Origin of the sequence: Flavobacterium sharifuzzamanii, from assembly GCF_003254585.1 — a bacterium.
Lineage (GTDB): Bacteria > Bacteroidota > Bacteroidia > Flavobacteriales > Flavobacteriaceae > Flavobacterium > Flavobacterium sharifuzzamanii.
This window is the reverse complement of record NZ_QJGZ01000042.1, coordinates 513,855-527,939: the sequence shown is the minus strand read 5'-3', so window position 1 is coordinate 527,939 and position 14,085 is coordinate 513,855. Positions and strand designations below refer to the sequence as shown.

9 protein-coding genes are annotated in these 14,085 nt (G+C 33.6%); 7 read left to right on the top strand and 2 right to left on the bottom strand.

Translation table 11 applies throughout. The annotated features are described in order from the left end of the window. Positions 1 to 20: 20 nt before the first annotated feature. Positions 21 to 1,412 carry an MFS transporter gene (locus DMA14_RS22000; RefSeq protein WP_111426619.1) on the bottom strand — a complete coding sequence of 464 codons (1,392 nt, stop codon included), beginning with the start codon at positions 1,410 to 1,412 and terminating at the stop codon, positions 21 to 23. A gap of 36 nt (positions 1,413 to 1,448) precedes the next feature. Next, positions 1,449 to 2,585, bottom strand: a complete 1,137-nt coding sequence (locus DMA14_RS21995) for a glycoside hydrolase family 26 protein (protein ID WP_111426618.1) — start codon at positions 2,583 to 2,585, stop codon at positions 1,449 to 1,451. 305 nt (positions 2,586 to 2,890) lie between these two features. On the opposite strand from DMA14_RS21995, the gene DMA14_RS21990 reads away from it, so the two are divergent. From DMA14_RS21990 to DMA14_RS21960, 7 genes are all read left to right on the top strand, one after another. After that, complete coding sequence (locus tag DMA14_RS21990; RefSeq protein WP_111426617.1) at positions 2,891 to 3,769, top strand: AraC family transcriptional regulator; 879 nt, start codon at positions 2,891 to 2,893, stop codon at positions 3,767 to 3,769. A gap of 314 nt (positions 3,770 to 4,083) precedes the next feature. Then, on the top strand, positions 4,084 to 7,275 hold the full coding sequence (locus DMA14_RS21985) for a SusC/RagA family TonB-linked outer membrane protein (protein WP_111426616.1): 3,192 nt from the start codon (positions 4,084 to 4,086) through the stop codon (positions 7,273 to 7,275). Between the two features lie 13 nt (positions 7,276 to 7,288). Beyond that, complete coding sequence (locus DMA14_RS21980) at positions 7,289 to 8,887, top strand: RagB/SusD family nutrient uptake outer membrane protein (RefSeq protein ID WP_111426615.1); 1,599 nt, start codon at positions 7,289 to 7,291, stop codon at positions 8,885 to 8,887. A gap of 19 nt (positions 8,888 to 8,906) precedes the next feature. Beyond that, the gene (locus DMA14_RS21975; RefSeq protein WP_111426614.1) at positions 8,907 to 9,944 is read left to right on the top strand and encodes an IPT/TIG domain-containing protein; all 1,038 of its coding nucleotides are present in this window, start codon (positions 8,907 to 8,909) and stop codon (positions 9,942 to 9,944) included. Positions 9,945 to 10,035: 91 nt separating this feature from the next. Continuing rightward, positions 10,036 to 11,268 carry a glycoside hydrolase family 27 protein gene (locus tag DMA14_RS21970; RefSeq protein WP_111426767.1) on the top strand — a complete coding sequence of 411 codons (1,233 nt, stop codon included), beginning with the start codon at positions 10,036 to 10,038 and terminating at the stop codon, positions 11,266 to 11,268. 12 nt (positions 11,269 to 11,280) lie between these two features. Continuing rightward, a complete protein-coding gene (locus DMA14_RS21965) occupies positions 11,281 to 12,246 on the top strand; it encodes a glycoside hydrolase family 5 protein (protein ID WP_111426613.1) in 966 nt (321 codons plus the stop codon). Between the two features lie 597 nt (positions 12,247 to 12,843). Next, positions 12,844 to 13,935: an outer membrane beta-barrel protein gene (locus tag DMA14_RS21960; protein ID WP_111426612.1), complete on the top strand. Its 1,092-nt coding sequence runs from the start codon at positions 12,844 to 12,846 to the stop codon at positions 13,933 to 13,935. The last annotated feature ends 150 nt before the right edge of the window (positions 13,936 to 14,085 follow it).

The window sequence follows — 14,085 nt, the reverse complement described above, 5'->3', positions numbered from 1 at the left end:
ATTTCTTTGTCTTTGGTTTTTTATTGATTTTGATCTCTCTTTTCGTTTAAATCCTGTTCTATAATCTGTAATTTTTCTTCTGATAAAGGGTAAAATGCTATAAAAGCTACTGATATTGCGGCCGCAATTGCTGGTAGTATGCTTAACATTAATTGAATTCCGTTTTGAGCTGTTGCAGTCTGCTCGACATTGGCCTGAAAGCCAAAATAACCCAAAAGCCATCCAGCTCCAGCACCGCCGATTGTCCAGCCAAATTTTTGTGACATAGATGAAGCTGAGAAAACTAATCCTGTAGCTCTGCGTCCTTGTTTCCATTCAGAATAATCGGCACTATCGGCGTACATTGACCAGATTAATGGGAAAATACAACCGGCACAAATACTGATTAAAACTTGGAAACTCATGATTAAGAAAACATCTTCTTTTCCGAATAGATAGAAAACAAGACTTAAGATTGCTGCTAAAGCCATTGCGCCAAAAAAGGTTTTCTTTTTACCAATTTTATTCGCAATTGGAGTTGCAATGATAACTCCGATAATATTTGCTGCTTGCCCTAAAACCAAGTAAATAGAAGTTGGTGTCATGTGAAAATCGGTTCCGAAAAGCGAAAAATCGAAATTCACAGAACTGCTTACATAATATTTGAAATAGTAAACGGCAGCTCCATCGCGAATTGAATTGAATACCAAAGCACCAATTCCTGCTCCCAATAAAATCCACCAAGGTTTATTTTTTAGAAGATCGTTTAAGTCTTCTTTTAGATTGTTTTGTTCGTCTACAATAGGTTTGATTCTTTCTTTTGTGAAGGCAAAACAAGCCCAGAAAAATGCTGTAGTAATTAAACCGAAAACGGCAATTGTTGCCAGCCAGCCTGTCTTAGAATTTAGATTTCCGCCAAAATAATTTACTAAAGGTTCAATTAGCCAAAGCGCCAATAAACTTCCTCCAAAAGCAAAAACCATTCGGTAAGAAGAAAGTGTATTTCTTTCTTTTCTATCAGATGACATTACACCCAAAAGTGATGCGTAAGGAACGTTGATTAGAGAATAAATCATCATCATTAACGAATAAGTTACATAAGCGTAGATGATTTTTCCTTTTTCGTCAAAATCTGGAGTATAGAAAGTTAGAACTCCAATCACGGCAAAAGGTATGGCAACCCAAAGAAGATAAGGTCTAAATTTACCCCACTTGCTTTTGGTTCTATCGGCTAGAATTCCAACAATCGGGTCAAAGCAAGAATCCCAGATACGGGTAATTAAAAACATGGTTCCCACTACGGCAGGCGCTAATCCGAAAACGTCAGTATAGAAAAATAGGAGATACATGCTGAAAATTTTCCAGAACATAGATGAAGCAGCGTCTCCAAGTCCGTAACCGATTTTTTCTTTTAAACTAATTTTGTCGTGCATTGGTTATTTTTTAAGGTTGTAATTTATTTGGGGCAATTATTTCAATTTTTTCTGAATGTCTTTTTCAAATATAGTCTGATTAAGATTGTAAAAATCGACAAAATCTTTTTCGCTTACTTGTCCAGAAAATGGAGCGTAATAATGCATTTTCTGTTCTTTTTCCTGCCAGCCATGGTTTCTCCACAATAAAACATAAGAAATTTTATAATCTCCAATGGCTTTTAGTAAAGTTCCTGTCCACCATTTTGGATCTGGAATAGCTTCGTAACCAGCTTCAGCCAATGCCATTAATTTATGTTTTTTTGTACTGATTTCATTGAGTATTTTGAACTGATTTTGAACTTCTCTGATAAATTTTTCACCATTTGGATCATCATTATTTTGGTAAGTGTCAAAACTTACAATGTCGGCATAATTATCTCCAGGATAATTGGCTAAGAAATCGGCTTCACTGCCAAAACTTCCTGTGTTGTAGATATAGATTAGATTGTGCACACCTTTTTTCTGAAGGTAATCGAATGTAAATTTCCAAGCAGTTTTAAATTCTTCCGGAGTACAATTGCCTTTTCCCCACCAAAACCATCCACCGGTAAGCTCATGAAAAGGCCTGAAAAGTATCGGAATGTTTTTGCCATTTTTATCTTTTAAAGACAAAAAGAAACTAGCAGCTTTATCTAACCAAGAAGTAAATTTTTTATGATTTTCTGCTCCAGGTAAAATTGTTTTTAAAGAATTAGGAACGTTATCCCAAGCATTTTTTCCAGTTGCAGGGTTGTCAAAATGCCAGCTTATAGTAGAAATTCCGCCTCTTGCATTTGCCTCTGCAATATATTGTTTCATTTTACTGAAAGGAACACCATCAATATTATTTGGTTTATCATTTTCTAAACCTGCAATATCCCATCCATAAACTGCTGGATAATCGCCTGCAACATCTTTTACATCACTTCGTCTGTCTTCATATTTCCATTTTACACCATAAGCAAGATCGTCTTGATGGCCAAATAAGAACCCTTTTTGAGATAATGCATTTAAGTTTTTATAAAGTGATTTAGTTTCAGTTGTTGCTTTTTTATCTGAAAGTGACAAATTAGTATCAGTGATACTTTTTTGAGATAAGCAGGAATTGCTTATTATAGTTATAGTCAAAAGCGTTAAAAAATGTTTTTTCATTGAGAAATTATTGGTTGATTGTTTAGCTAAAAGCAAAATAAACAATGGTTTACAGTTTTTTGATTATAGAGTTTGTTCTTTCGGAATTCTTTATGCTATTCTTGTTAAAATTATTAAAACTATAAAAAGTTATTTGATTAAAAATGATTAATGTTTATTATTAATATTCTTTTTAAAGAAATGATAATTAATTTTTTCAAAGATAAACGGATGATTAAACTGTAATTAATATTATTTTATCAATTATATATCATATTATTGCAGTCAAAAAAAAGAATATCACCTTTCTGAAAATACTTTTTAATATGAGTACTACGAAAAATTTTTATAGAGAAATAGCGCCGCTTGCTGCAAGTGACAGTTTTTTGGTTTTTGATCGCGTAAAAGATAGTTTTGATTTTCCAGTCCATTATCATCCAGAATTTGAGATTAATTTTATTCTAAATGGAAAAGGAGTAAAGCGAGTTGTAGGAGATAATATTGAAGAAATTGATAATGTAGAATTGGTTTTGATTGGACCAAATTTATATCACGGATGGGAGCTGAATAAATGCACAAATAAAAAAATACATGAAATAACGATACAGTTTCATAATGATTTATTTCATGAATCTTTGCTTGCAAGACGTATTATGAATCCGATTCGAGATATGTTTAACCGATCTATTCATGGAATTTTGTTTTCAAAAAAAACCGCAGAGGAGTTAACGCCAAGGCTTGTGAGGCTTTCTAAATTGGATGGTATGGATTATTTTTTAGAAATCACTTCCTTATTATATGATCTTGCCAATTCTAGAAATCAGCGCTTGCTTTCTACATATACGGTAGATTATGATACTTTTGATGATTATGATAAAATGAAATTTGTTTACGAGTATGTGCAGAAAAATTTTGCAGAAAAAATTACTTTAGAAGATGCGGCAAATGTGGCGAGCATGTCTATTATTTCTTTTAATAGATTTATTAAAAAGCGTACTGGGAAAACTTTTGTCAATTATATAAATGATATCCGTATTGGTTATGCCGCACGTTGGCTGGTGGAGAAAGATATGAGTGTTTCTGAAGTAGCTTTTAAATCGGGCTTTAATAATATTGCAAACTTCAATCGCAGTTTTAAAGCAACAAAAAATTGCACGCCAAGTCAATATCGAGAAGAATTTTCAGGTTTAAAGCGTATTTTATAGTGATACTTTTTTATCACAAATAAATATTATTTTTAACGAAAACGTTTGCTTTTCGAGATTTCATTGGTTTTTATTCATTGTTTAGGTTCTTTTTGAGGATTGTAATTGCGAATAATTTAATTTTTATATGATTTTATTTTCATATATGTTTTTTTAATCGCTTACAGTAAAAATATTATCATTAAATGATATAATATTATCGATTTGATAATTCTCTCTGTTATAGATTTGTTAAATAATTTAAAAGTAAAAATTACCCTGGCATTTACTTTTAAAATTATGCAATAAACAAATTTAACTAACCAAACATTATTATGAAAAAACTAATGACTAACTTTCTTCATTGGAATGCTAACCACAGAGCGGTTCCTTTGATTTTATTCTTGCTGCTGACTAGTAATTTTATTACTGCTCAGGTTAAAATAACAGGAGTAGTGTCTGATGATAAAGGAATGACAATTCCTGGAGCCAATATTTCTGTTGTTGGATCTAAAAATACTGCATCTTCAGACTTTGACGGTAAATATAGTATAGATGCTCCTTCAAATGGGACTTTGGTAGTGTCATTTATCGGTTTTGATTCTCAAAAAATTGCCATTGCAGGCAAAACTAAAATTAATATTTCTTTAAAACCGTCTTCAGAAGACTTAAAAGAGGTTGTTGTAATTGGATACGGAACTCAGAAAAAGAAAGATGTAAATGGTGCCATTTCTTCTGTTAGATCAAAAGATATTGAAAACTTAAAACAGGTTTCTATTGATCAGATGCTTCAAGGTAAGGCTGCTGGGGTTTCGGTAACAAATAACTCAGGCCAGCCAGGTGGTGCAGCTTCTGTGAGGGTTCGTGGAACGACTTCTATTACAGGAACAAATGAGCCTTTATACGTAATTGATGGTGTGCCAATTTCTGGAGATGCAACTGGTAAATCTACAAGTGGACAGACTTTGGCTGGTAAAGACGGATTTTCTGCTTCTGGAGGAAGCGGTAATACTGCGATGAGTCCGTTGTCTATGATTAATCCAAATGATATTGAATCGATGGATATTTTGAAAGATGCTTCGGCAACTGCAATTTATGGATCTCGTGGAGCAAATGGTGTTATTATTATTACAACTAAATCTGGTAAAAAAGGTGGTGGAAAAGTATCGTATGAGAACTATACTTCTTTTGCAACAGTAACTAATAAATTGGATGTTTTAAATTTATCAGAATACGCAACTTTAAAAACTAATCTGGCTAAACTATGGGGTTTTCAGACTCGTCAGGAGTTTTCTCATCCAGAATTGTTGGGAGCTGGTACAAATTGGCAGAATGAAGTGTATAGAACGGCTATTTCTAATAGTCATCAGCTTTCGTTTTCTGGTGCAAAAGATGGAACAAGCTATTATTTATCTGGAAGTTACTTGGATAATGAGGGAACTATTATCAATTCTGGATTAAAGAGATATACTGTCAGATTGAATTTAGACTCAAAAATTAAATCTTGGTTAAGAGTTGGTGGAAATTTAACAGGAGGTATTACAAATGAAAGAATTACTGTAAACCAAAGTTATTCAGGATTAATTTCTAATACATTATTGCAATCTCCTGATATTCCGGTTAGAAATATTGATGGCTCATTTGCTGGTCCGCCATCTTCTGAGCAAAGCGTTACATATTATAACCCTGTAGCAGAGGCATTGACGAGAGATAATAAATTGGTTAGAAAAAATTTCTTAGGAAATGTTTATGCTGAGGCAGATATCTTTAAAGGATTAAAGTATCGCATTGAAATTGCAGCAAATACAGAGTTTTCTGAAAATGATGACTTCAGGCCATCGTACGCTTGGGGAAGCCAAGTAAATTTACTGGCAGATTTAGACGTAAGAAGACAAAATTGGTATTCTACAAATATTAAAAACTTGCTAACTTATGATAGAGCTTTTGGTAAACACAAAATAACACTTTTGGCAGGTCAGGAAGCAAATGATTCTCATTGGGAAGGTTTAATTGCATCTGCTCAAGGGTTTAAAACAAATTCAATTCATACTATTAATTTAGCTGATGTTGATAATAATACTATAACGCAGTATAAAGGAAGTGCTTCGCTTTCGTCTTTATTTGCTCGTATTATTTATGACTTTAATGATAAATATAGCATTACAGCTTCTATAAGACAGGACGTTTCGTCTAAGTTTGATCCTACTACAGATAACCAAAAAGGGGTTTTTAACGCTATTTCGGGTTCATGGAAATTGTCTAATGAGTCTTTTATGGAAGGAACTCGTAAATATGTAGATAATATTAAATTTAGAGTGGGTTATGGGGAAACTGGAAATCAGCAGATTCCAAATAACAGTTATTCTGCAATGTTAGGAACTCAAAACTCAGGTTTAGGCAGCGGATTTTTACCTTCAAATTATCCAAATCCAGATTTAGTTTGGGAGTCTTTGAATCAGACTAACTTAGGTATTGATTTTACATTATTGAATAATAAGCTTTCTGCAAGTTTTGATGTTTATGATAAAAAATCTAAAGGTTTCTTGTTTCAAGTGCCATTGCCTTTATATCTAACAGGTGGTGGAGGTCAATACGGAGGAGTTTCTGCTCCATACTCTAACTTGGGAACAATGAGTAATAAAGGTTATGACATTACGGTTGGATATGATTTAAGATCTTCAGGGAAATTTAATTGGGATGCTTCTTTGGTTGTTTCTCATTACAAAAATAATTTAGATGAAATTGCTAACGGAATCGTGTTAACTCAAGAGGTTAATACTAACGGATATCAGCCAGTTGTGGTTACTAATACTACAATTGGAAACCCGATTGGATTGTTCTACGGATATAAAACAGATGGAATTTTTAAGGATCAGACAGTTTTAAACAATGCGCCAATACAATTTGGCCAAGCAGTAGGAACTGGAGCGGGAGAAACAGCTTTGGGAGATGTTAAATATGTGGATGTAAATGGAGATGGGAAAATTGATGCAAATGATAAAACATTCATCGGAAACCCACATCCGAAATTTACTTACGGTTTTACAAACAATTTTAAATATAAAAACGTAGATCTTTCTGTTTTCCTTCAAGGTTCATACGGAAATGATGTTATGAATTTGACTAGAAGAGCTGGTACAACAAATGCTTCTTTATATGACAATCAATTGGTGGAAGCAATGGATTATTATTCTCCAACAAATACAGCAAGTAATAACCCAAGACCAATTGCAGATTCTTCAAATAATAACCTTCTTATTTCAGATCGTTATGTTGAAGATGGATCATACTTAAGAATTCAGAATATTACGTTAGGGTATTCTTTACCGCAAGATGTAATTTCAAAATATAAAATATCAAGATTAAGATTGTACGGGTCTGCTCAGAACTTGTATACGTTTACAAATTATTCAGGTTACGATCCGGAGATTGGTTCATTTAATCAGAATGTGCTTTTATCAGGAATTGACAACGGAAGATATCCGGTAGCGAGAACATTTTTAATTGGACTTAACCTAGAATTTTAAAAATTAAAGAAAAATGAAAAAGAAATCTTTTTTAAATAGATATAGCCTGCTTTTTGTAGCAGTGGCATTTTTGACTTTCGGATCTTGTCAGGATGATTTTACCGACAGACCTTCTGAAGATGGAATAAGTTTGGATTCGTATTACAGCACAGACGATCAAGTATCATCGGCGACAAATGGTATGTACAGCAGAACTTGGTTTCAAATGTATAATAAATTTTGGTGGGCGCTAGAAGTAGGTTCTGGAAACATGTATTCTGGTTCTCCTGACGTAAGCGGATTAAGAACTTTCTCTTTAAACGGAAGTGATCCAGAGTTAGTAAACGGATGGTCATCTTTATGGGCAAATGTACAGCAGTCTAATATGATCATTAACTTTCTTGCTGCAAGAGTAGGGTCGGGCGTTTCTAAAGATGTCTTGAATAATACTATTGGAGAAGCTTATTTTATGAGAGCTACTGCTTATTTTGATTTGGTGAGACTTTGGGGGCCAGTGCCAATTATTGAAAACCCGTTAGATTATACAAGTAATCCTTATGTAAATACAAATCCAGTTGAAGATATTTATAAATTAATCACATCTGATTATTTAAAGGCAATTGATCTATTGGTGGCAAAAAACAGAGGAACAAATTATGCAAATAATGGACATGTTTCTAAAGGTTCTGCAAAAGCGATGCTTGCAAAAGCGTATTTGTATCAAAAAGACTATGCAAAAGCAAGAGCAATGGCAGAAGAGGTGATCAATAGCGGTGAGTTTAAACTTTTAGGTGGAGATCAGCTTCCTGGGAAAAGTTTTGGTGATTTGTTTACTTATGCCAACAATAACAACGAAGAGTCAATTTTTGCGATTCAATGGAAGGGAGATGGAGCTTACGGATCTGCAAATAACTGTAACACACAATTCGGATTCCAAGACGGTACATTGTCAACTTCTAATGCATCTTATGCTGGAGTTTTTGGCCCAAGCCAAGAAGTTATGCTTTCTTTATATGGTGCTGGGGATTTAAGAAAACATGAAACAGTAATGATTGGTGGTGATACTTATCCAAATATTAAAACGACACAAGGAATAGGATTTACAGTTCCGTCAGGTAAAGATCTTGCTCAAGCGTCTGGAGGAGCAATTAAAAAATATTGCATTGGTGTGGTTAACGGAAATGTTACAGGCCAGGCAGATGGATGGGCAATGATGGATAACAATACTTATGTAATGCGTTATGCCGAATTGTTGTTAATTCATGCTGAAGCAGTTCTAGCAGGAGGAGCAAGCACATCAGATGCATCAGCTTTAAGTTCGATCAATGCGGTAAGAAAGAGAGCTGGTTTAGCAGCTTTAACTTCAATTACTTTTGATGATATATTTTTAGAAAGAAGAAAAGAATTATGTTTTGAAGGAGATTATTGGTTTGATCTAGGACGTATAGACAAAGCGAAAGCAATCGCTATTATGTCGGCGCAAAATAGAGGAGACAGATACGGAGAACGTCACTATACACCAGTTTATAGTGAAGATCACGCAACAAATGATTTCTATATGGATTATCCAGATAACGAAGTGGCTAAAAACCCTAAATTATTGCAGGCTCCAGTTCCGTATACTTTTAAATAATTCCAAAAATTAGACTAATATGAAAAATATAAAAATAAAATACCTTTTGCCTTTCATTGCAATGTCATTTATGGTACTGAGCGTGTTTTCATCATGTGATAATGATGATTCTTCAGGAAGTTCTGGAGCGCCAGTCATTACAAGTATAGCAAAATCTGTTGAAGGCGATTTGGTTCCTGTTACAATTGGAGATCCTAAGAATTATTATATTATTCAAGGGCAAGGGCTTTCTAGTGTTACAAAAATTTACTTTAATGATTTTGATACCTATTTTAATCCTACGCTGGTTACCGATACTGCAATTTTTGTTTTAATTGATGAAAAAACACCTTATGCAGATGCAAGCAATAAATTGAAATTGGTTACAAAACAAGGAACGGTTTTGTACGATTTTGTTATAGCGCCTCCAACGCCAAAATTTGGAAGTTATAATCCGATAAATGCTGCAGCTGGTGATGTGGTTACCATTTATGGAGATTATTTCCTTGATCCTATAGTTAAGGTTGGAACTGCACAAGCAGAAATAGTTTCTTCGTCATTAACAGAGATTAAATTTAAAATGCCTGCAAGTTCGGCAGATAAATATGTAAGTGTTACTAATATCTCAGGAACTACGACATCTGAAGAAGCAGTTGGGTCAGCTTTATATGATGATGTTCTTCAAGGTGATGCAGGACATTGGATGTGGAGCGGAAGCGATACTTTTGATACTAATTTTAAAGATGATGTAGTGCAAGGCCAAGCAGCGATTAAATTTGTTTTTGGCGGATGGAATGGAGCTGATATGAAGTTTAACTCAAGAGATGTTTCTAAATATAAAGCTTTTAGAGTAAAAGTAAAAAGTGTTTCTACTAATACAGATGCTAGTGTGATATTTGTTTTTGGTGGATGGGCTTATCAAATTAAAAAGCCGTTAACTAACAAATGGACGACTATCGAAATTCCATTTTCTGACATCGGAAATCCAACAACATTTGATCAGCTGACTCTTCAAGAATCTGGAAATTTTGGAGGAAATACAATTCTTATGGATGATATGGGATTTGTTTTAAAATAAAGATCATTTTATTGGTTTTAGTTTTGTTTAAATATTCCCTAATCTACTCAATTAGGGAATATTTTTTTGTGATACATTTAAATTTAATATGATGAAAAAAATAATTTTATTGTTCTCTCTGTACTTTTCAGTTTTCAGTTTCGGTCAGGGAAATACGCATACACAAACGGGTGGGAAATACGAAGGGCTGGCAATGACTCCGCCAATGGGCTGGAATTCGTGGAATACTTTTGCAACCAATATTGATGAAAAATTAGTAAAGGAAACGGCAGATATTATGGTTTCTTCTGGTTTGGCAGCCGCGGGATACAATTATATTGTCTTAGATGATGGTTGGATGACGCATGAGCGCGATGCAAATGGTGATCTAGTACCTGATCCAGAAAAATTTCCAAGCGGAATGAAAGCTCTTATCGATTATGTGCATAATAAAGGTCTGAAATTTGGTTTGTACAATTGTGCAGGAACCAAAACCTGCGCAGGTTATCCAGGAACAAGAGGTTATGAATATCAAGATGCTAGATTTTATGCGAAAATCGGAATAGATTTTTTAAAATATGATTGGTGTAATACCGAAGGAATTACTGCAAAAGAAGCCTACACAACAATGAGCAATGCACTAAAAATAGCTGGTAGACCAATTGTTTTCAGTCTTTGCGAATGGGGAGACAATCAGCCGTGGGAATGGGGGAAACCTATTGGAAATCTTTGGAGAATTTCGGGAGATATTTATCCATGTTTTGATTGCGAATTCAAACACCCAGAAAATTGGTCATCTTGGGGATTCATGAAAATTGCCGATATGAGAAAAGATATTCGTAAATATTCAGGCCCAGATCATTGGAATGATTTTGATATGATGGAAGTTGGAAATGAAATGAATAATACCGAAGATAAAACTCATTTTGCAATGTGGTGTATGCTTTCATCGCCGTTATTTACTGGAAATGACTATCGAAAAATGTCAAAAGAGACTTTGGCTATTTTAACGAATAAGGAATTGCTTTCTGTAAATCAAGATAAATTAGGAGTTCAAGGTTTTAAATATGTGGTTTTAGATGGAGTAGAAGTGTGGGTAAAACCACTTTCGGATGGAGCTTGGGCAGTTAGCTTTGTAAACAGAACAGACTCTTCAAAAAAGATCAATTTCGATTGGAGTAAAAATAATTTAAAAGACGTAGATTTTGGTTATGAAGCTGATTTTAGCAAAACAATCTTCAAAATAAAAGACCTTTGGAAAAATAAAGAAGCGGGAAATACCAAGAAAACTTTTAGTGCAGAAATTGCTTCACATGATGTTGTTACCCTAAAACTAATTCCTTAAAACTAATATGTTATGAAATCAAAGTTCTGTTATGCTGCTATTTTGCTTTTACTGATTGTAAATGTTTCAAAAGCGCAATTTGTTAAAAAACATGGTCAATTAAGTATTCTTGGAACTCAACTCGTAGATAAAGATAATAATCCGGTTGTGCTTCGCGGATTAAGTTTTGGTTGGCATAGCATGTGGCCGAGATTTTATAATGAAAAAGCAGTAAGCTGGTTAAAAAAGGATTTTAATTGTAATGTCGTTCGTGCTGCAATGGGAATCGAACTTGGTGATTACTCCTATATAAAGGATCCAGAATTTTCTAAAGAGAAAATGGAAGCAGTTGTAAATGGCGCTATAAAATCTGATATCTATGTCGTTATAGATTGGCATAGCCATAATATAAATTTGAAAGAAGCCAAACAGTTTTTTGGGGAGATGTCAAAAAAGTATGCCAAGTATCCTAATATTATATATGAAGTATTTAATGAGCCAGATTATGAAACTTGGTGGGAAGTGAAAAATTATGCAGAAGAAGTTATTAGAGTTATTCGTGAAAACGATCCTAATAATATTATTCTAGTAGGTTGTCCGCATTGGGATCAAGATATCGATCTTCCTGCCGAAGACCCGATAAGAGGTTATACTAATATAATGTATACCATGCATTTTTATGCGGCAACTCATGGTAAAGAATTGAGAGATAGAACAGATTTGGCTATCAAGAGAGGTTTGCCTGTTTTTATTTCAGAATCTGCTGGAATGGAAGCTTCCGGAGACGGATCTTTAAATTATAAAGCTTGGCAGGAATATATAGATTGGATGGAAGCTCGAAAATTAAGTTGGATAACTTGGTCAGTATCTGATAAAGATGAAACTTGTTCTATTTTGAAAAAATCGGCTAAATCGGATGGAAAATGGAGAGATGAGGATTTAAAAGATTCTGGAATTAAAGTCCGTGAGTATTTAAGAAAATACAATAAAGAAGAATAGATTATTCGAGTCGTTTATATAAAAGCCCGTTCATTTAAATGAACGGGCTTTTTTTTATTTTTTATATATGGTCACAATGACTTTCTGATCTTAAGAGAGAAGTGTTTTGTAAGGTGTTGTTTTGTAAGAATTTGTTTTGATGTGGAATGATTTTTGGCTTGCGTTTTTTATGGATTTAATTTTGAATGCTTTTTTGATATTTTATAATGTACCCCTGTTTTTTATGGGGGTATTGTTTTTGAAAACATGTTTTAAGATGTTTTGTGTTTTGTTTTTGTAGTATTTTTTACTTTTACCTGTGTAAAATTTTAAAAATTGATACAAAATGTATTATTGAATTTTCAAAAAGAATTATCTATAAATGTCAAATCACGATTATTGGTGACTTAATTTTTGTAATCCATAATTCTTCGTCTAAAACGTCAAAAAAGCAGTTTTGAATTATTCTACTCATACAAAAGTTAATAAATTCGCTAATGAAAATGATGATGATTTGAAGGGCGCATGAAAGGTTTTAGAAATGACTTATGCTATTAAATAGATATATAAAAGATTAACTAACCAGAATCAATTAATAACTAAAAACCAAATTAAAACATGAAAAAAGCATTTCACATTTTAGCCGCGATGTTAACAAGTTCTTTTGCCTTTGCCCAAGAAGATGAAGCAGCAGCTCCCCCAGCAACCACATGGGGAGGTTCTGCAGATGCGTACTATAAATATGATTTTTCAAAACAAATGAATGGATTAACGAGCTTCACCAACTCACAGAATTCATTCGAATTAGGAATGGCGTCGATTGAAGCGAGTCATACTTTTGGAAAAGCTTCAGTTTTTGTAGACTTAGGTTTCGGAAAGAGAGCAGCAGAATTTTCATATAACGAAACACCAGATAAAGATGCAAGTGCAAAATTTATGATTAAACAATTATTCTTTACATACAATTTGACTGATGAATTTAAAGTAGTAGCGGGTAGTTTCGGAACCCATATTGGTTATGAGGTGTTAGATGCCGTAGATAACAAAAACTACAGTATGTCTTATGCGTTTTCTTATGGGCCGTTTTTCAATACAGGGGTTAAAGCGCAATATACTTCGGGTAAATTTACAGCCATGTTAGGATTAACCAACCCAACAGACTTTAAATCGGCTATGGATGCAGGTTCATATCAAAAAACGTTCATTGGTCAAGTAGGATATATAGGTGATACAGGAAGTGCTTATTTGAATTTTACGACAGGAAGTACTAACCCTATACCAGGAAGTACAATTCCGGTTTCAGATGAAAACAAAACGCAGTTTGATTTAACAGCTTCTAAAGCAATTTCAGATAGTTTTTCACTTGGTTTAAATGCAACTTATGCTAAAACAACAAATGATTTTGACAGTAATTTAGATGGAGATTGGTTTTCTTTAGTAGGATATGCTACTTACACTTTCAAGCCAGCATTGCTTTTAGCTTATAGAATGGAATATTTTGACGCTAAAAATGCAGCTCCAAGTTTAGGAACTTTGTCAGGATCAAATGTATTTGCTAATACAGTTTCTTTAAACTACAAAGTTGGAAAATTGACTATAATTCCTGAGCTAAGATACGATGCAGCGTCTGAAGATATATTCTTAGATAAAGATGCATTACCAACAGGCGGAAGTTTCTATGCCTTAATTGCAACAACATACTCTTTCTAGAGATAAAGATTGATATTTTTTTTTTTTTTTTGGAGCTGTCGAAACATATTATTGTTTTGGCAGCTTTTTTATTTGTTTCAAGTTTCAAGTTTCAGGTTTCAGGTTTCAGGTTCGAAGTTAAATAGTCGATAATCATTCCGTAGGAATGTT

What these genes read in the sequence shown, in the direction of transcription:
- DMA14_RS21970 (WP_111426767.1), top strand. Translation starts at nt 10,036, where the DNA reads ATGAAAAAAATAATTTTATTGTTCTCTCTGTACTTTTCAGTTTTCAGT.
- DMA14_RS22000 (WP_111426619.1), bottom strand. Translation starts at nt 1,412, where the DNA reads ATGCACGACAAAATTAGTTTAAAAGAAAAAATCGGTTACGGACTTGGA.
- DMA14_RS21985 (WP_111426616.1), top strand. Translation starts at nt 4,084, where the DNA reads ATGAAAAAACTAATGACTAACTTTCTTCATTGGAATGCTAACCACAGA.
- DMA14_RS21990 (WP_111426617.1), top strand. Translation starts at nt 2,891, where the DNA reads ATGAGTACTACGAAAAATTTTTATAGAGAAATAGCGCCGCTTGCTGCA.
- DMA14_RS21975 (WP_111426614.1), top strand. Translation starts at nt 8,907, where the DNA reads ATGAAAAATATAAAAATAAAATACCTTTTGCCTTTCATTGCAATGTCA.
- DMA14_RS21965 (WP_111426613.1), top strand. Translation starts at nt 11,281, where the DNA reads ATGAAATCAAAGTTCTGTTATGCTGCTATTTTGCTTTTACTGATTGTA.
- DMA14_RS21960 (WP_111426612.1), top strand. Translation starts at nt 12,844, where the DNA reads ATGAAAAAAGCATTTCACATTTTAGCCGCGATGTTAACAAGTTCTTTT.
- DMA14_RS21995 (WP_111426618.1), bottom strand. Translation starts at nt 2,585, where the DNA reads ATGAAAAAACATTTTTTAACGCTTTTGACTATAACTATAATAAGCAAT.
- DMA14_RS21980 (WP_111426615.1), top strand. Translation starts at nt 7,289, where the DNA reads ATGAAAAAGAAATCTTTTTTAAATAGATATAGCCTGCTTTTTGTAGCA.